Source organism: Caballeronia sp. INDeC2 (genome assembly GCF_023631325.1).
Taxonomy (GTDB): Bacteria; Pseudomonadota; Gammaproteobacteria; order Burkholderiales; family Burkholderiaceae; genus Caballeronia.
Genome location: NZ_JALQDG010000041.1, coordinates 78,105 through 96,962, shown reverse-complemented (window position 1 = coordinate 96,962; position 18,858 = coordinate 78,105). Strand labels below are relative to the sequence as shown.

Below are 18,858 nucleotides of genomic sequence, written 5' to 3'. Positions count from 1 at the left end.
TTGCTGCCATCATTTCGTTCTGTCGTCTGAAAAATAGACTAATCTGCTTCGAGAGGCCGGGCGCCGCCGAGGGCGTGTATCCGCGGGCGGAGCGCGCCAGGTCCGATGCGAAGAAGCGCTGACGAAACGCCATCGGGAGACGTTCATGAATGCATCGTCCCTTGACGCGCAAGACCTCAAAAGCGAACCCGCCGCGTCGTCGGCGACGCCCGCGTCAGATATGCCGATAGCGCCGCGCGTGCAGAAGATCGTCGTCGCGATACACGGCATCGGCAATCAGTTGCACAGCGACACGGTGCGTTCCGTAGCGAGTCAGTTCGGCGCTCGCTACGACCCGCCGCTGCCTGTCATGCCGCTCGGCTATTTCGACATCGCGGGTGTCGGCGAAGTAGACGTTCGCCAGCTCGATCTCCCGCCGGGCGGCCCCTACACGGCCGAGCAGCGCGAGTTTTATTCCGCGCTCGGTTTCGCCGAAGTCTATTGGGCCGACATTCCGCGCGAGGTCGTGAAGCAGGACGACACGCTCGAGGAAAGCAAGGCGTGGGGACTGTCGATCGTCAGTCGCGCGCAGGCGGCCTATATGCTCAACGTCGACGAACGCAAGCTGGAGCCCGCCGATTTCTCGCTGGCGTCCGGTGTCGTCGAGGAGATCATCGAGACCGTGGCCGTCATGCAAAGCCTGCTTGCGGTGACGGAGAAGGCCGGCATCTTCAAGTTCGATCTCGCGCCCATGCTGCGCGATTATGTCGGCGACGTGCAACTCGTCGCGGATTTCAGGCAGCATCGCGAGACGATCGTCTTTCGGTTTCATCGCGTGATGGAGCGGCTCGTCGCGCTCGCCACCGCGCGTTGCCAATGCGCGCCCGAGGTGTATATCGTCGCGCACAGCGAAGGGACCGTCATCAGCTTTCTCGGCATTTTGCAGGCGCTGTCTACGCCGACCGTGTCGGACCCGAAGGACGGCAAACAGATCATCAGCACGGACTGGGTGCAAAGTCTGCGCGGCTTCATGACCATCGGCTCGCCAATCGACAAGCACATTCTGCTATGGCCGAAGCTCTGGGAAGGCATGGCGCTGAAAAGCGGCATGCAGGGCGATGCCGTGACGCAAGTGGACCGTCCGGGTGGACCGATAACACTGCCCTCACGCATCAGATGGCGCAACTATTACGACTTCGGCGACCCCGTCGGCTTCGCGCTCGATACGGCGCGCGCCTATCTCGATCATCATGGCTGCCGTGCATTCGAGTTCGAGCCGGCGCATGACATCGGCTTCTCGCGCTACTGGCTGCCGGGCAAGGCGCATACGGACTACTGGACCGATGGCGATGTCTTCAGCCACTTCATTGAAAACGTCGTGCTCGACAGAAACACCGCAAAAGCCCCGCAAAACAGGCGTTTTCGCGGCATCGTCAGCACGGCGATTCCTTATCTGTTGAGCTTCGCGCTGCATCTTCTCGCGGTGTTCTTCATCTACAAGGCCGTCACGGCCTCGTCCGATTCGGGCGCGGGCGGCACGAGCAGCACGCCCGAGTTCATCTATCTCACGCGCTCGGTGTTCGCGCTCGCATGTCTTTTGATGGGAACGACAGTCGCCGCGCGCCTTCCGCGTCTCGTCAAGGCACGCGGCGTTAAACGCACGGACGCGTGGCTGCGCTGGCGCGTCGTCGCGCTTCTGGCATTCGTCGCGGGCGCGCTGATCTTCTGGTTCGTGCTCTTGAGCGGCGTGGCCGCATTCCTTGCAAGCCCGTTTGCGGACATCCTGCAGCGCGATGTCGCCGATCCTGTCGTCGGCAAGGCGGTCTTCGTGCTCGCGGGATTCGTGTGCGCGATAAGCGGCTGGCTCGCACCACTCAAGCCGCATTGGGGACGGCGCATTCTCGTTGCGCTCGGCACGCTGATGATGGCGCTGATCGTCGGCGTGCGGTTATGGGGCGATCTGGCGGGCAAGCCGTTATGGCCCGTCGTGCTCGGCGGGGCGTTCTTTCTCTACGCGTGGTGGCTCGCGATTCTGATCTTCGATCTCGCGTTCGTGTGGCATCGCTATGTGCGCAATTCCGTCGCGCTCGATACGCTGCGCGCATGGCGCGAGAACCGATGCGATGCGCAGCCCAGGCCGATCATGTCGATGCGTGCAAAGACTGCGAAAAAGTGATGCGGGCCGATGCGAAGTTATCCATGCAACACGAGCTTCTGCACACGCCAGTTGAGCAATTCCGCGACGAACAAAGTATTCTCTGTTGGACACGCCATCTGATGAATCCATCCGAACTGCTTCAATTGCTTGCCCGATCGCCCGAGCACGCCGAGCAGCTTTCCATCGAGCGATAACTTGTATATGCGGCCAGGGAACGCATCGGCGGAATACAACACTTGATTCGGGCCCGGCGAAATACAAATGGCCCAGGGCGATCCCGGCGCGAACGTGCCCGCAGCGATCGCGGCCTCGTCGGGCATGTTGCCGATAGCCGGGCGCGCATCGGGCGGCACGGGCACATCGATCGTGAATTGCCGCTGAAAATTCCCTTCGCCGTCGAAGACTTGTATGCGCCGGTTGCTGCGATCGGCGACATAGACCAAGCCGTTTCTATCGACTGCAATGCTATGCGGCGTATGAAACTGCCCCGGCTCCTTGCCGCGCTCGCCCCACGACTTGAGCCAGTTGCCGTCCTTGTCGACCTTCGCGACGCGCGAGTTGATGTATCCATCGCTGATATAGGTATTGCCCGCGGCATCCCACGCGACATCCGTCACCTGTCTAAAGCGCCCGGGCTCGGAAGGCAAAGGCGGATTCGGATGCTTGAGCGGCGCGGTATCTTCGTCCGATGCTTCCTGCTTGCGTCCGAACACCATCGCGACGCGGCCTTCGGGCGTGAACTCGATGATCATGTCCGAGCCCTTGTCCGTGACCCAGACGTTGTCCCGCCGATCCACCTTGACCGTATGCGCGAACGACCACGCATAGAGGTTATGGCCGATCTCGCGCACGAAACGGCCGTTGCGATCGAATTCGAGCAATTGAGCCGCGGCTGCGCCATATGCGGGACCGATGCTATTGCCGCGCGAAAGCACGAAGATATGTCCGGCGGAATTGAGCGCAACGCCGGAGCATTCGCCGAAGTAGACATCGCGGGGCAAACGCACCGGATCGGGAACGGAATCGTAGGCTATGGCCGGCACGTCGTTGTCGGCATAAGCGAGATGTGGAAAGAGCGCGAGCGCGGCGGCGCCCTGACCTGCGAGCATCAGAAAGCGCCGGCGGCTTGCAGCGCCTGGCGCGATGTCGCAACATGGGCAGTACATCGAGTGTCGAAGACTCATTGTTATCCTCCGCTCGTACGTCGACTGCAATGATGAACATCGATGACCGGCTTGCTTCGCGATGCGAGAGGAAGTGTAGTGCATGAATCGCATTATTCACATGCGCGGCTTTTATCGCTTTCAATGCTGAAAGGACATCATGACCGAATCCTGGCAATACCAAGTTCGAATCCGCCTCGCGCCCGAGTACGCGGCTTTGGCGCGTCTAGACCCGTCGAACGAAAAGCTCGCGCCGATCAACGCGCTGCTCGTCGAGCACGACGCTCATATGAAATGCCAGTACGACGCCTTCGCCGATTACGTCGCGCAAGCGGAGCGGGATGGCATCGAGCACTATCCGCTTTATCGGTGGACGCGCGAAACTATCGAAAATGCCGCAAAAAAAGCGAAATATCTCGAAGCGTTCACGCTCTATGTGAACGGCGAGGAAGTCTACGACAAGGCGCTCGCCGATGCACTCGAAGCCGATCTCCAGTCGCTCTCGGGCGATGCGATCATCGATATCCGCAAGATCGATACGAACCCCGCGCATAATCCTCAACCGCCTTCGTATAACAACTGACAAGGTTGACGCCGTGCATCGCTCGCGCTAAGGTTTGGTATATCAACCAAACATGGATCGCGTCCCGTGCAGGATCGTCGACAAACCATACTCGAAGCCGCGCTCGCCACATTGCGCGAAGAAGGCTATTCGGGCTTCACGCAACCGCGCGTCGCCGCGCGCGCGGGCGTGCGTCAGAGTCATCTCACATACTATTTTCCAACGCGTCTTGCGTTGATCGAAGCCGTCGCGCGCGCCGCGATCGACGGCCAGCTCGCCGCCGTCGATGCCTTCGCGGGCGAAGCGTCGCCCAAGGTCACGGCTGCATCGATCGCCAATGTCGCGATGCGCCACGAGAACACCCGCGTCCTGATGGCGCTCGCGCAAGCCGCCGACGAAGAGCCGACCATACGCAGCCTCTTTCGCGAACTCGCGGAGGGCGTCGCGGTGCGCATTACACGCATGCTCGAAGCGATGGGCCTCGCCGTCACGAAAGAACGTGTGGCGATGGTGCATGCGCTCGTCGTCGGGCTTGCGGTCATCGATCTCGCGGTCGGCCGCGCGGACGGCAAGCGCCGCGCGAGCAGCGCAATCGAAACCTTGTTCTCGCTGTTGCCGCCCGACGAATCGAACGCGTCATAAGCGCAATATCACGCGTTGCGCGCATCGAGCCATTCGACGATATTGCGCACCGTATCGCCATAAAACGTGCGATACAGCTCCTCCGATACATAGCCGACATGCGGCGTCGCCAGCACGTTCGGCAGCGCGCGCAGCGGGTCGTTCGAAGAGAGCGGCTCTTCGTCATATACGTCGATGGCCGCGCCCGCAATCGTGCCCGATTTCAATGCATCGACGAGCGCCGCGCTATCCACGATCGGGCCGCGCGACGTGTTCACGATACGACTCGTCGGCTTCATCTGCGCAAGCTCCCTCGCGCCGACGAGATGATGCGTGCGCTCGCTCAGGCGCACGTGAATCGAGAGCACATCGGAGGTCGCGAAGAGCGTGTCCTTGTCGACGAGCTGCACGCCCTTTTCTTCGGCGCGCTCACGCGTGAGGTTCTGGCTCCACGCGATCACGTTCATGCGAAACGCGCGGCCGATCACACCGACCGCCGATCCCACGCGCCCGAGTCCGAGCAAGCCGAGCGTCTTGCCAGCGAGTTCGGTTCCGAGGCCGACCTGCCAACCGCCATCCTTGAGCGAGCGATTTTCGGCGGGAATGTTGCGCATCATCGCCAGAATCAGCGCCCAGGTGAATTCGATCGTCGGCGTCGAAGCATAACCCGTATGACGCACTTCGACGCCGCGTTCAGCCGCGGCATCGAGATCGATCGATGCATTGGCCGCGCCCGTCGACGCGATCAGCTTCAGGTTCGGCAACTGTTCGATGATGTCGCGCGAGAATGGCGTGCGCTCGCGCATTGCACAGATGACGTCGAAGGAACGCAGGCGTTCGAGCAGCGCTTCGCGTTCGGCGATGTGATCGTTGAACACGGTGATGGTGGCGCGCCCGTCGAGCGGCGACCAGTCGGCCAAGGACCGCGCGACGTTCTGATAGTCGTCGAGAACGGCGATGTTGATCGGATCAGATGTGACCATGATGATTCCGTTTGTTGTGACGAATGGATTGAATGGCAGCCGCCAGTGTGACGCAATGCGCGAATTCATGCCGCGCGCAAAGCCTTTTTTTGAACCCATGACATCGCGTGAAACAAGTTGCCGCGGGACTTCGCGCGCCCCCTTCTCTATAGTCACTTCCGTCGCCACACGAAACGCAACGTGGCCTACGGAACCGAGAAGGACATCCCGTGAACAACAGATCGACTTTCGCTTCAAACGTCCGCGTTGCGTCCACTCCCGACGCGCGTTCGAACAAGCGCCGCGTGCGGCACTTCCTCATCGTCGCCGCGGCCGCCGCCCTCACGCTATGCAGCAACTCGGCCTTCGCAGGCTGGGCGCGCGGCGGCACGGCCTACACGGGCCGGGGCGAATATCAGGGCGCGCACGTCGGCTCCTGCGGCGGCGGCAGCTGCTCACATGCGGGCGGCGTCGAGAATCCGTGGGGCCGCGTCGCCACCAACTCCGGCACCGTGACGCGCACCTCGCCGGGCCAGTTTGCCAACTCCGGCACCGCCTACGGTCCGAACGGCCGTTCGGTGCAGCACGCGGGCGACACGAGCTGCGCCGACGGCAGTTGCACGCACAACGGCAGCGCGACCGGCCCGAACGGCAAGACCGCGACCGGCAGCGATACCGTCACGCGCACAGCGCCCGGGCAATATTCGTCGTCGGGATCGGTGACGGGGCCGAACGGCAACACGTCGACGCACTCGGCATCGACGAACTGCGCGGGCTACACGTGCAACCGCTCCGGCACCGCCGAAACGTCGAACGGCGGCACGGTGACGCATTCGGGCAGCGCGACGAGCGTCGCGCCGGGCGTGGTCACCACCACGGGCACGGCGACGGTGACGAATGGCTCGCACAGTACGACGGTCGCCGGCGGCGGCACGGTCACGTCGAGCACGACGGTGGTGGCCGCAACGCCCGTCGTCACCGGGACAACGGTCGTTGCCGCGCCTGTGATCGTGCCGCCGCCTCCGCCGCCTTCGACCGCTGTTGTAGTCGCAACGCCCGCCCCCGCTCCGGTCAAGACCGTGTATGTGGTCCCGCATCGCGCAGTCCTGATCCCTGGCCACTGGGTCGGCCGATTCTGGGTGCCCGCACACTGGGCATAACGAAGAACAGCAACATCAATAAGGCCGGCCGCATACGCGCCGGCCTTCTCGTTTTGCACGCGCCTCGCGTTACACTGCGAAGCAACGCCGCTTACGACAGCACGCAAGCACTCACCACCGCACGCTCATGACGAGACATCGCATGAAACGCCCGCATCTGCCTCGCGATCATGCGAAAGGCGTCCTGCACGACATCACCTGGACCGCCGGTCCCGTCGTGCTGGTCATTGCGATCGTCGTCGCGCTCGTCTACTGGCTCGTCGATCCCGCGCCGCCCAAGACCATCACGATGAGCGCGGGCCAACCCGACAGCTCGTTCTACGTGATCTCGCAGGAATATGCGAAGCTGCTCGCGCGCAACGGCATCACGCTGAAAGTGCTGCCCTCGGACGGCTCCGTGCAGAACCTCGAACGTCTGCTCGATCCGAAGCAGCACGTCGATCTCGCGCTCGTGCAAGGCGGCATCGCAACGAAGGAAGAAGCGTCGAAGCTGATGTCGCTCGGCAGCGTGTCGTATGTGCCGCTCGTCGTTTTTTATCGCGGCAAGGGGGTTACGCTGCTGTCGCAACTGGAGGGCAAGCGCATCGCGATCGGTCGCGAAGGCAGCGGCACGCGCACGCTCTCGCTGAATCTATTGGAAGCGAACGGCATCTATCCCGGCGGCGACACGCAGCTTCTGCCGACGGACGGCTTGCAAGCCGCCACGCAACTCGTCAGCAACGAAGCCGACGCAGTCTTTCTCTCGGGCGACTCCGCGACGCGCAGCCTGATGCTGCGGCTCTTGCGCGTGCCCGGCATCTCGGTGATGGACTTCAATGAAGCCCGCGCCTACACGCGTATTTTCCCTTATCTCGACGACATCGAACTGCCGCCCGGCGTGCTCGACCTGGGCCGACGCATTCCGCCGGAGCCCGTGCATCTCATCAGTCCGACCGTCGAGTTGATCGCGCGGCCGACGCTGCATCCGGCGCTATCCGATTTGCTCATCGAAGCGGCGCAAGAAGTGCACGGCACAGCAGGTTTGCTGCAACGCGCGGGGCAGTTCCCGAGTCCCGTCGCGCACGAGTTTCCGATCAGCGAGGATGCGAGCCGCTATTACCGCTCCGGCAAGAGCTTCCTGTATCGGACGCTGCCGTTCTGGCTCGCGAATATCGCTGATCGTGCGCTCGTGCTGTTGTTGCCCGTCGCGGTGTTGATCTTTCCCGCGCTGCGGCTCGTACCCGCGCTATATCGCTGGCGTGTGCGCTCGCGCATCTATCGCTATTACGGCGCGCTGATTGCCGTGGAGCGCGGCGCGATGCGCGTCAACAATGAAGACGAGCGGCGTGCACTGCTCGTCGAACTCGATTACATCGAGGAATCGCTCGATACGCTCAAGCTGCCGCTCGCGTATGCCGATGCGCTCTATGTCCTGCGCGAGCATGTCAGCTTCGTGCGCGCGCGTTTGACAGAAGCGTCGCGCCGCGAAAAGAGCATGGTCTAACCAAGGATCAGGCGATGAAACTTCGTACATGGTTCGCCGTTGCAATGACGCTGTCGGCGGCGCTGTTGATGACGGCCTGCGCGAGCCTTCCGCCTCAAACCGGACGCGTGCAAACGCACGCCCTCGCCGACACCGCGAACACGCGCCTCGGCACGGCCTTCGCGCAGAGCGAAGCCGCGCATCCCGGCGACAATGCGTTTCACTTGTTACCGGATGGCACGGACGCGCTCATCGCGCGCGTGATCCTGAGCGAGACCGCCGATCGCACGCTCGATCTCCAGTATTACATCTGGCACGACGATCTGACGGGCCGCGAAATGGCCGCGTCGATCATGCGTGCCGCCGATCGCGGCGTGCGTGTGCGCCTCTTGCTCGACGACCTCGGCACCAATGCCGACGATCAATTTCTTCTTGCGCTCGCATCGCATCCGAACGTGCAGGTGCGCCTTTTCAATCCGGTGGCGAATCGCACGTTCAAGAAACTCGGCTCCGCGGCCGAGTTCTTTCGCGTGAATCGCCGCATGCACAACAAGGCGCTCATTGCCGATAACCAGGCCGCGATTCTCGGCGGGCGCAATATCGGCGACGAATACTTCGGTGCATCGAGCACGGTCGCGTTCGGGGATCTCGACGTGCTCGTGCACGGGCCTGTCGTGCGCGAAGTATCGAGTGCATTCGATATGTACTGGAACTCGGATGCGGCCTATCCGATCGATAGCCTGATGCGACGTCACGCCGATCCCGGCGCGCTTGAGGGTTATCGCGAGAAGCTGGATGCCTATTTGTTATCGGAGAAGCATTCGCCTTATGTGGCGGAAGTGCGCGAACGTCTTGCGAGCGTGATCCAGCAACGCGACACCGAATTTTCATGGGGCCAGGCGACGCTGCTCTACGACGATCCCGCGAAGATCACGCGCGCGCCGGGCGATGCCGAAGGCCATTTGATGTCGCAATTCAAGGCATTGAATCTCGCGCCCGATACGGACATGCTGATCGTGTCGCCCTATTTCGTGCCGCGCGAGGAAGGCGTGCGATGGCTGCGTTCGATGACATCGCGCGGCGTGCGCGTTACCGTGCTCACGAATTCCCTCGCCGCCACCGATGTCGCCGCGGTGCATGCGGGCTATCAGCGCTATCGCAAGGACATGCTCGAAGCGGGCGTGCGGCTTTACGAGCTGAAGCCCGTCGCATCGGCGAATGAAGACAGGAGCGCGAAGAAGTCCACGTTCGGATCGTCGAAGGCGTCGCTGCATGCGAAGACCTATGTGTTCGACCGCAAGCGCATCTTCATCGGCTCGATGAATCTCGACCCGCGTTCCGTGGAGTTGAATACGGAGATCGGCGTCTATTGCGAAAGCGCGGACGCGGCCGTGCAAGTGGCGGATGGCATCGGCAAGAATATCGATCGCATCGCGTGGCGTGTCGAGTTGCGCGATGACAGCAACGGCGGCACGCGCATGTTGTGGATCGATACCGATGCCAATGGCAGCACGACCGAACTCGATAGCGAGCCGGACGTGTCTGCAATGAAGCGCGCGGGCATCTGGATAATGGGCATCTTGCCTATCGAATCGCAGCTGTGAGCCGCGCGCTTACAGCCGTTTGTCGCCGCTTCACTTAAAGCCGGCGACTGCATGCGGCACATACGGCGCTTCGAGCTGCGCGATCTCGTCCGCCGTGAGATTCAGCGTCAACGCCGCGACTGCATCGCTCACATGATTCGGCTTCGATGCACCGATGATCGGCGCGGTCACCGGCGCCTTCTGCGCGACCCAAGCCAGCGCCACTTGCGCACGCGGCACGCCGCGCGCCTTCGCCACGGACGCCACGGCCTCGACCACCGCGCGATCGGCATCGTCCGTGCGATAAAGCGTGCTGCCGAAGGCATCCGACTCCTGCCGCGCGCTCGTCGCGTCCCATTCGCGCGTGAGACGTCCGCGGGCAAGCGGACTCCACGGCAACATGCCGATACCCTGGTCCTTGCAAAGCGGCATCATCTCGCGCTCTTCCTCGCGATACAGCAGATTCAAGTGATTCTGCATCGTCTTGAACTCGACCCAACCGTTCGCGCGCGATGTGTAGAGCGCCTTGCTGAACTGCCACGCATACATCGACGATGCGCCGATATAACGCGCCTTGCCCGCCTTCACGACGTCGTGCAGCGCTTCGAGCGTTTCTTCGATCGGCGTCGTGTAATCCCAGCGATGGATCTGATAAAGATCGACGTAATCGGTGCCAAGGCGCTTCAGGCTGTTATCGATCTCGTTGAAGATCGCCTTCCTCGACAGCCCCGCGCCATTCGGTCCGGGCCGCATGCGATTGAAGACTTTCGTCGCGATCACGATGTCGTCTCGCTTCGTGAAATCGCGCAGCGCGCGTCCGACGATTTCTTCCGACGTGCCGTCCGAATAGGTGTTGGCGGTATCGAAGAAATTGATGCCCGCTTCGAGCGCCTCCTTGATGAGCGGGCGGCTCTTTTCCTCGTCGAGCGTCCACGGATGCGTGCCGCGATCGGGCACGCCGTAAGTCATGCAACCAAGACAGAGCCGCGACACGTCGAGGCCGGTCGAACCGAGTTTCACGTATTCCATCGTGCGAATCTCCTTGCAAAGCGAAAGGACATGCGCGAATGCTTGCGCATGGCTACGAAACGCTAGACATTAACCCAGGTTGGCATCGCGTGCTTTCATCGCGCGGGCACGCAATCTGCAACGCAGGCATCCTTGATCAATCGCAGGAGAACCGCTCATGACATCGACGACTCAGCCCATCTGGTTCATCACCGGCTGCTCGACCGGCTTCGGCCGCGAACTTGCCGCCAAAACGCTCGGCCTCGGCTATCCCACGGTCGTTACGGCGCGCAATCCCGCCGCGCTCGACGATCTCGCGAAGCAATATGGCGATCTCGCGCTCGTACTGCAACTCGACGTGACGAAGCCCGATCAAGTGCAGGCCGCCGTGCGCGCAACGATCGAGAAGTTCGGGCGCATCGACGTGCTCGTGAACAATGCGGGCATAGGCTATTTCGGGTCTTTCGAAGAAAGCGATATGAACGAAGTGCGCAAGATGGTCGATATCAACTTCTGGGGTCTCGTGGACATGACACGCGCCGTGCTGCCGGAGATGCGCAAGCAGAAGCGCGGCGCGGTCGTGAATATTTCGTCGATCGGCGGCATCATCGCGTTTCCCGGCGTGAGCTTTTATCACGCGACGAAGTTCGCTGTCGAGGCGGTGTCGGAATCGATGTCGCACGAACTCGCGCCGCTCGGCATCAAGGTGCTGATCGTCGAACCGGGACCGTTTCGCACCGACTGGGCAGGACGTTCGGCGAATGAAGCGCCGCGCACGATCGCCGATTATGCGAGCACGGCGCAGGCCCGCACCGATACCATTCGCGGTTATAGCGGCAAGCAGCCCGGCGATCCGGTGCGTGCAGCAGAAGCGATAATCAAAGCGGTGGAAAGCGAGAATCCGCCGCTGCGTCTCTTGCTCGGCAAGGCGGCGCTCGCCAATGCGCGCATCAAGATCGATGCCTTGCGCAAGGACTTCGACGGCTGGGAAGCGGTGTCGGCGGGCGCGGACTATCCGGAAGGTCAGTAAGCAAACTGGATCGCGCGGCGCAGCTCGATCAGTGCGCCGCGCGCCTGACTTGGTCGATGCATCTCATAGCGCCAGCACATTCACCGCCACATCCACATGATGCGCACCACCGCCCAAAATCATCCCGCGCAATAACGACACATCGCTGTAATCTCGGCCCGTCGCAAGCGTCACATGATCGAGGTCCGCGAGCACGTCATTGGTCGGATCGAGATCGATCCATCCGCTTTGCGGACAATGCACCGATACCCACGCATGCGATGCATCCGCGCCAATCAGACGCGGATGCCCCGGCGGCGGATCGTTGCGCAAATAGCCGCTCACATAGCGCGCCGGCAACCCGAGCGCACGCAGACAACCGATCATCACTTGCGAGAAGTCCTGGCACACGCCATGACGCAATTCGAATGCGCGTGATGCAGGCGTATCGAATGCGGTGGCCGACGGCTTGTAGTCGAAATCCTCGTGAATGCGATGCATCAGATCGATGGCGCCCGCGACGAGCGGCGTGCCGGCATCGAAACTCACCTGTGCATAGGCGCGTAATTCGTGATCGAGCGAGATATTGGGCGACGCATAGCAAAACTCGCTTTCCGGGTAGAACGATTCGCCCGCGCGATAGCGCAGCCGCCTTGCGACGTCTTCCCACGGCGGCGTGGCCTCGGCGTCGAGAGCATTCCAGCGTGGCGTGAGCCGCACCGTGGTTTCGCTCGTCATCGAAAGACGTTCGTGCGGCGCGTCGAGCGAAAAGTACAGCACGTCATTGCCGAATGCATCGACGCGGCTATGCACGTAAGAAGGCACCGGCTCGATGCGCTCCGTATGCGAGATCACCTGCTGCCACGGGCAATGCAACGGACGAATGGTTGCGAGATGCTGCGCGATTTCGACGGGCGTCGAATAGCGATAGGTCGTGCGATGCGTGACCGCGAGCACCGTATCGTTGATGCCGAGACTCATGACGACACCTGCGCGGAAAGCGTGTTCGCATGACTGAAGTAGCGCGCGCTCACTTCATTCGATGCCGCGAAAACCGACGCCACGAGTCTGTCGCACAGCGCGATCAACGCATCGTGCCGGCCATTCTCATTGGTATCGCACAGGACGGCGAGATCGGGCAATGCATCGGCGTGAACGAGCAAGTCCGCGAAACGCGTCGCTTGTGCGCGGCGTGCGCCGCCCGCGGCAGCCGCGATCTCGTCGAGCTTCGTGCGCAGGCGCGTGTACACGCCATAGAGTCCGCGCGGATTGGTTTGGTCGACGACGATCAGATCGATCAGCGCCGGCACTTCGAGCCTGCCCGGATAGAGCGACCGATACGTGAGCGTGCTGTCGAAGAATTGCAGGAGAAGATCGAAACCCGCGGGCGAAGCAAGCGTCCCGCACTCGGCGACCACGCGCAGAATCGTCGCCATCGTCGAGACGCGTTCGATGTGCCGGCCGATGAACAGAAGCCGCCATGCTTCGTCGCGCGTCATGCGATCGCCCTGCGCGCCGCTGATTGCGGACAGTTGCGTCGCGAGGTGCTCGAGCGCGCTCGCGAGCATCAGACGATCATAGTCGCGGCCGATACGCACCGTGCTTTCGTCAGCGGTATCGCTGAGCACGAGGCGCGCAAGCGCATCGCGAAAGTCGTTGCGCGACGCGAGAATGGTGCGCCAGTGATCCGTCGAAAGCCGGTCGCGTATCTCGCCGCATGCGCGCGCCTGATCCGCCAGATTGCTGCCGATGCTCGTCGCCCTTCCCGATTCCGGCAGCCCTGCCACGAGCACGCGCTCGAACGCTTGCGGCGTGCTGCGCGCGAGCGTATCGACCGATGGAATCAGTCCGCATTCCGACGCGAGTTCGACGAGCGTCGGAAAGAGTTCTTCTGCGACACCGCCATCGAGCATGCCGAGCAAAAGACGGCACAAGCGCACGTTGTTTTCTGCGCGCTCGCCGTAACGCCCCGCCCAAAAAAGATTCTCCGCGGCGCGGCTCGATACGATGCGATGCTTGCGTAAATCGCCCGGCTTCATCGGCGTGGGGCGCAACGAAAGGGCGCCGCCGGGTTGACTCGACATCACCCAGGTATCGACACTGCTGCCGCCGAATTGCATGGACACCGTCGCGCGCTTGTCGGCCGCGAGCCGTGTGAAGCCCCCGGGCATCACGCTCCAGCTTCCGTCGATGTTGGCGATCGCGTAGGCGCGCAGCACGCAAGGACGCGATCCGATCGCGCCATCGTGAAAGCGCGGTGCAGTGGAAAACGGCAGATTCTCCTGCACCGTGAATACATCCGGCGCACGTTCGATGCGTTCGCGCCATGCCGCAAGGTCCTGGACGCCCGCATCGATGCCCGGTGCCTGATCGGCCTGCGAGCCCGGCCATGTCGGCGCAATGAGGGCGCTGTCCATGTGTTCGAATACTTCGCGTCGCGTGGCTTCCTCGCCGCACCACCATGTCGGGACGGTCGGCAATTCGAGCCTTTCGTCGAGCAACGCTTCCGCGATGCCCGGCAGAAATGCATTGAGCGCGGGAGATTCCGTGAAGCCCGCGCCCGGCATGTTAGACACCATCACATTGCCCGCGCGCATTACCTGCAATAGACCCGGCACGCCGATCGTCGAGTCCGCGCGCAATTCGACGGGATCGCAGAACGCATCGTCCAGGCGCCGCAAGACCGCATGCACGCGCGACAAACCGGCGAGCGTCTTGAGATAGAGCTTGTCATGACGAACCGTGAGATCCTTTCCTTCGACGAGCGTCACGCCGAGATAACGCGCGAGAAAGATGTGCTCGAAATACGTTTCGCTGAACGGGCCAGGACTCAGCAACGCGATATGCGGCGCATCTTTCGATACATCGCTGCGGCCGTCTTCGTCATCGCGCATCGTTGCGCGCGCGGCCTGCGCGATGGTCGCGATGAGTTGCGAATAGGTCGCCGCGAGACGGCTCACGCGCATTGCACGAAACGGATCGGCGAACAGGCTCGCGACGATCATTCGATTTTCGAGCGCATAACCAAGTCCCGAAGGCACTTCCGTGCGATGCGCGATCACCGTCCACGCACCCGATGGCGCGCGAGCGAGATCCACCGCGACGATCTGCAGGAAGCGGCCGAAAGGGGGCACGAAGCCCTTCACCGCGCGCAAATAGCCGGGGTGTCCGAACACGAGCGCGCTCGGCAAGAGCCCGCGTTGCAGCAGCGTCTGCGGGCCATAGACATCGGCGACGATCGCTTCCATCAATCGTGCGCGTTGCGCGACGCCGCGTTCGATGACCGCCCACTCTTCTTCATCGATGATGAGCGGTAAGAGATCGAGCGACCACGCGCGCGGCTTGCCGTTATCGGCATAGACGTTGTACGTGATGTCGTTGTCGCGCACTTGCTGCGCGACGGCGCTAACGCCATCGTCGAGACGCGCGATGCCTTGCTCGCCGAGCAGCTCGAAGAACTGCCGCCACGGCTCGCGCAACTGGCCCGCCGCATCGCGCAGTTCGTCCCAGTGCCCTTCGCGCGCAGGCAGCGTGCGCAGCAGCGCGAGTGCATCGATGCGCGCCGCGGCGATGTCGAAGGGCAAGGTCGATTGATAGGCCAATGTCGTCTCTGCTCGTTATTCGAATGATGATTGCATTTCAACGATAGCGCAGGTCGAGCGTGAACGGAAATTCGATGCTGCGTTCGCGGCCTTCGACGTGCATTGCGCCGGGCGTGTGACCCGTCGCGAAGAAGCGTGCACGTCTGCGGCTTTCCGCTTCGTACGCGTTGACCGGGAAGGTCTGGTAATTGCGCCCGCCCGGATGCGCGACGTGATACTGACATCCGCCGATCGCGCGTCCCGTCCATGTATCGACGATATCGAAAGTAAGCGGCGCATGCACGTCGATCGTCGGATGCAGCGACGCTGCCTGCGACCACGCGCGAAAGCGCACGCCCGCGACGTATTCGCTCACGCGTCCCGTCGGTTGCAGCGGCAACGTCTCGCCGTTCACGGTCACGACATGACGGTTGCCATTAAGACCAAGCACGCGCACTTCCAGACGTTCGACGGACGAATCCACGAAACGCACCGTGCCGCCGATCGCGCCCTCCTCGCCCATCACATGCCACGGTTCGAGCGCATTGCGAATCGTGAGCGCAATGCCGTTCGTATCGTATGCGCCGACGAGCGGAAAGCGGAACTCGAAGTGCGGCGCGAACCAGCTTCGCTCGAATGCGAAGCCGGCGTCACGCAACTCGGCGAGCACGTCATCGAAGTCCATCTGCACGAAGGTGCCGAGCATGAAGCGGTCATGCAGTTCCGTGCCCCAACGCGTGAGGCGCGCGGTGTAGGGCGTGTTCCAGAATCGTGCGACGAGCGTGCGCAACAGCAGTTGCTGCACGAGACTCATGCGCGCGTGCGGCGGCATTTCGAAGCCGCGCAGTTCGAGCAAGCCGAGCCGGCCGGTCGGGCCATCGGGCGAATACAGCTTGTCGATGCAGAACTCCGCGCGATGCGTATTGCCTGTCACGTCGATCAGGATGTTGCGCAGGATGCGATCGATGAGCCAGGGCGGCACAGTCGCACTGTCACGTCCGCCGAGCAGGTCGAGTTGACGCTGCAATTCGTTGAACGCGATCTCAAGTTCATACACCTGATCGTTGCGCGCCTCATCGACGCGAGGCGCCTGACTGGTCGGTCCGATGAAGAGACCGGAAAACAGCATCGACAACGATGGGTGGTTGTGCCAATACCGGATCAGGCTCGCGAGCAGGTCGGGGCGGCGAAGGAAAGGACTATCGGCGGGCGTCGCGCCACCGAGCACGAAGTGATTGCCGCCGCCGGTGCCGGTATGGCGGCCGTCGAGCATGAACTTTTCCGGGCTCAGATAAGACTCGTGCGCCGCGTTATAGAGAAACTCCGTATGCTCGACGAGATCGTTCCAGTTCGCCGCCGGATGAATGTTCACTTCGATCACGCCAGGGTCGGGCGTCACCTGCAACATCTTGAGACGCGCATCGCGCGGCGGCGGATAACCTTCGACGATCACCGGAATCTTAAGATCCGAGGCGGTCGCTTCGACGGCGGACAGAAGATCGAGATAGTCATCGAGCGAAGTGAGCGGCGGCATGAAGACATGCATGAGCTTGTTGCCGTTGCCGAGCTTCTCGAGGGCATCGGCTTCCGCTTTGGGACCGGCCGCTCGCGACGGATCGCGCGCTTCCACGCACAACGCGATGCGTGCGATCCGTCCGGCCGACTCGCCGCGCTGAGGCTTGCGATCTCGCGTTTCGCCCGGCGCTCCGGCGTGCCCCGTCACGCCCGCATTGGCATTTTGCATGCGCGATTCATTATCTAGATCGGCATATTGCATACGTAATTCAGTCGCCTTGCGCAACGGCGCGGATGGCGCGAACGGATCGTGCGCGTGCTGCCACGGGTAATCGCCTTCGGAGACCCACGGCAGCGAGTCGAGCGGCACGCGGTATCCCATCGGCGAATCGCCCGGAACCAGGTACATGCGCTCGTCGCGGAAGAACCACGGCCCGCTTACCCAGCGGGACGGCTGCGTCCCCGCGCCTTCTTCACGCGCGATCGGCAAGGCGTAGCCCGTGACGGAGCGCAAACCGGCATCGAATACACGGCGCAAGCGGGCGCGCTCCAGCTCGTCGCCGAGGCGCGAGTCGAAAGGATCGACGTTCACCGGCAAGCGGCGCTCGCGCCACAGGTAGTACCACGTGTCTTCGTATCCCGGCTGAATGTATTTTGAATCCAAAGAGAGCTTGCCCGCGAGATGGCGGATGAAGCGTGCGGCGTCATCGGACGTGTACGACGCGGGCTGTCTTTCATCCGCGAAAAGCGCCGGATCGTGCCAGCACGGTTCGCCGTCCGCGCGCCAGAACAGCGACAGCGCCCAGCGCGGCAATTGCTCGCCCGGATACCATTTGCCCTGTCCGATGTGCAGGAAGCCACGCGCGCCGTATTGCGCGCGCAGCTTGTCCATCAGCGAAACGGCGTACGCGCGCTTCGTGGGTCCGAGTGCGTCGGTGTTCCATTCCGGCTCGTCGCGGTCGCGCACCGAGACGTAGGTCGGCTCGCCGCCCATCGTGAGGCGCACGTCCGATGCATTCAATTGCGCATCGACCTGTTCGCCCATACGGAGCACCGCGCTCCAGTCTTCCTCGCTATAAGGCTTCGTGACGCGCGGCGTTTCGAGCACGCGCTCGATCGACATCGTGTGACCGAATTCGACTTCGCACTCGTCCACCGCGCCGGAGACCGGCGCGGCGCTGTCCGGCTCCGGCGTACACGCAACGGGAATATGTCCTTCGCCCGCGAGCAGGCCGGACGTCGGATCGAAACCGATCCAGCCTGCGCCCGGCAGAAACACTTCGCACCATGCATGCAAATCGGTGAAATCGACTTCCGTGCCGCTTGGGCCATCGAGCGATTTGGTATCGGGCGCAAGTTGCAGCAGATAACCCGACACGAAGCGCGCGGCCAGACCAAGATGACGCAGCGTTTCGACGAGCAGCCAGCCCGAATCGCGGCACGAGCCGGCTGCGCTTTCGAGCGTTTCCTCGGGCGTCTGCACACCCGGCTCCATGCGGATCAGATAACGAATCTCATGCGAAAGCCGCTGATTGAGCGCGACGAGAAAATCGATCGTGGCGCGCGGCGAAAGATCGATACTTTCGACGAATGCCGCAAAGCGCGGCGTCGGCTCGCGCTTGACCATGTAGGGCGCGAGATCGTGCAGCAATTCGGGCGCATACGTAAAGGGAAACTTTTCGGCGGCCGGTTCGAGAAAAAAATCGAACGGGTTATAGACGGCCATTTCGGCGACGAGATCGACCGTCACCTTGAATTCGCGCGTTTTCTCCGGGAAAACGAGGCGCGCCTGATAGTTCGCGAACGCATCCTGCTGCCAGTTGATGAAGTGATCCTCGGGCTCGACGCGCAGGGAATACGACAAGATCGGCGTACGGCAATGCGGCGCGGGCCGCAATCGAACGACTTGCGGCGACAGCCCGACGAGCCGGTCATAACGGTAGTGCGTGACATGGTTCAATGCGACACGAATGGACACACCGGACTCCTTTGTTCAAGTGACGCCGTGCACGCAACGCGCGCTGCAACGCGTTTTTTGCTTGTCATGGAAAAGCGGCATCTTCGCGGCACGATGTTTGCGTCTACACCGCCGACA

At 62.4% G+C, this 18,858-nt stretch carries 13 protein-coding genes; 7 read left to right on the top strand and 6 right to left on the bottom strand.

Going from position 1 to position 18,858, the window contains the following annotated elements; all coding sequences use genetic code 11:
- Positions 1–145: 145 nt before the first annotated feature.
- Positions 146–2,155, top strand: a complete 2,010-nt coding sequence (locus tag NCS28_RS26165; RefSeq protein WP_250516686.1) for an MFS transporter — start codon at positions 146–148, stop codon at positions 2,153–2,155.
- A 17-nt stretch (positions 2,156–2,172) separates the two neighbouring features.
- Here the strand turns inward: NCS28_RS26165 and NCS28_RS26160 are convergent, their stop codons facing one another.
- Positions 2,173–3,321, bottom strand: a complete 1,149-nt coding sequence (locus NCS28_RS26160) for a peptidyl-alpha-hydroxyglycine alpha-amidating lyase family protein (RefSeq protein WP_350029822.1) — start codon at positions 3,319–3,321, stop codon at positions 2,173–2,175.
- 139 nt (positions 3,322–3,460) lie between these two features.
- On the opposite strand from NCS28_RS26160, the gene NCS28_RS26155 reads away from it, so the two are divergent.
- Both NCS28_RS26155 and NCS28_RS26150 read left to right on the top strand, forming a co-directional pair.
- Complete coding sequence (locus NCS28_RS26155; RefSeq protein ID WP_250516684.1) at positions 3,461–3,883, top strand: hypothetical protein; 423 nt, start codon at positions 3,461–3,463, stop codon at positions 3,881–3,883.
- Positions 3,884–3,949: 66 nt separating this feature from the next.
- Positions 3,950–4,504 (top strand): TetR/AcrR family transcriptional regulator, encoded by a 555-nt coding sequence (locus tag NCS28_RS26150; protein ID WP_250516683.1) that lies wholly within the window; start codon positions 3,950–3,952, stop codon positions 4,502–4,504.
- An 8-nt stretch (positions 4,505–4,512) separates the two neighbouring features.
- Here NCS28_RS26150 and NCS28_RS26145 read toward each other — a convergent pair whose 3' ends face one another.
- Positions 4,513–5,466: a D-2-hydroxyacid dehydrogenase family protein gene (locus NCS28_RS26145; RefSeq protein ID WP_250516682.1), complete on the bottom strand. Its 954-nt coding sequence runs from the start codon at positions 5,464–5,466 to the stop codon at positions 4,513–4,515.
- 209 nt (positions 5,467–5,675) lie between these two features.
- Here NCS28_RS26145 and NCS28_RS26140 point away from each other — a divergent pair, with 209 nt between their 5' ends.
- The 3 genes from NCS28_RS26140 to NCS28_RS26130 all read left to right on the top strand — a co-directional run bounded on the left by NCS28_RS26140 (position 5,676) and on the right by NCS28_RS26130 (position 9,671).
- A complete protein-coding gene (locus tag NCS28_RS26140) occupies positions 5,676–6,605 on the top strand; it encodes a hypothetical protein (protein WP_250516681.1) in 930 nt (309 codons plus the stop codon).
- A 142-nt stretch (positions 6,606–6,747) separates the two neighbouring features.
- Positions 6,748–8,088 carry a TAXI family TRAP transporter solute-binding subunit gene (locus NCS28_RS26135; RefSeq protein WP_502801237.1) on the top strand — a complete coding sequence of 447 codons (1,341 nt, stop codon included), beginning with the start codon at positions 6,748–6,750 and terminating at the stop codon, positions 8,086–8,088.
- 14 nt (positions 8,089–8,102) lie between these two features.
- Positions 8,103–9,671, top strand: coding sequence for a phospholipase D family protein (locus NCS28_RS26130; protein ID WP_250516679.1), 1,569 nt, complete (start codon positions 8,103–8,105; stop codon positions 9,669–9,671).
- 30 nt (positions 9,672–9,701) lie between these two features.
- Here NCS28_RS26130 and NCS28_RS26125 read toward each other — a convergent pair whose 3' ends face one another.
- Entirely contained in the window at positions 9,702–10,679 is a 978-nt protein-coding gene (locus NCS28_RS26125; RefSeq protein WP_250516678.1) for an aldo/keto reductase, read from the bottom strand.
- Positions 10,680–10,836: 157 nt separating this feature from the next.
- On the opposite strand from NCS28_RS26125, the gene NCS28_RS26120 reads away from it, so the two are divergent.
- Positions 10,837–11,688 (top strand): oxidoreductase, encoded by an 852-nt coding sequence (locus tag NCS28_RS26120; RefSeq protein WP_250516677.1) that lies wholly within the window; start codon positions 10,837–10,839, stop codon positions 11,686–11,688.
- A gap of 63 nt (positions 11,689–11,751) precedes the next feature.
- Here the strand turns inward: NCS28_RS26120 and NCS28_RS26115 are convergent, their stop codons facing one another.
- The 3 genes from NCS28_RS26115 to NCS28_RS26105 are packed head-to-tail and all read right to left on the bottom strand — an operon-like array spanning position 11,752 to position 18,741.
- Complete coding sequence (locus NCS28_RS26115) at positions 11,752–12,648, bottom strand: transglutaminase family protein (protein WP_250516676.1); 897 nt, start codon at positions 12,646–12,648, stop codon at positions 11,752–11,754.
- On the bottom strand, positions 12,645–15,269 hold the full coding sequence (locus tag NCS28_RS26110; RefSeq protein ID WP_250516675.1) for a circularly permuted type 2 ATP-grasp protein: 2,625 nt from the start codon (positions 15,267–15,269) through the stop codon (positions 12,645–12,647). Before NCS28_RS26110 ends, NCS28_RS26115 begins: the two co-directional genes overlap by 4 nt.
- 37 nt (positions 15,270–15,306) lie before the next feature.
- Positions 15,307–18,741 carry a transglutaminase family protein gene (locus NCS28_RS26105; RefSeq protein WP_250516674.1) on the bottom strand — a complete coding sequence of 1,145 codons (3,435 nt, stop codon included), beginning with the start codon at positions 18,739–18,741 and terminating at the stop codon, positions 15,307–15,309.
- Between the last annotated feature and the right edge of the window lie 117 nt (positions 18,742–18,858).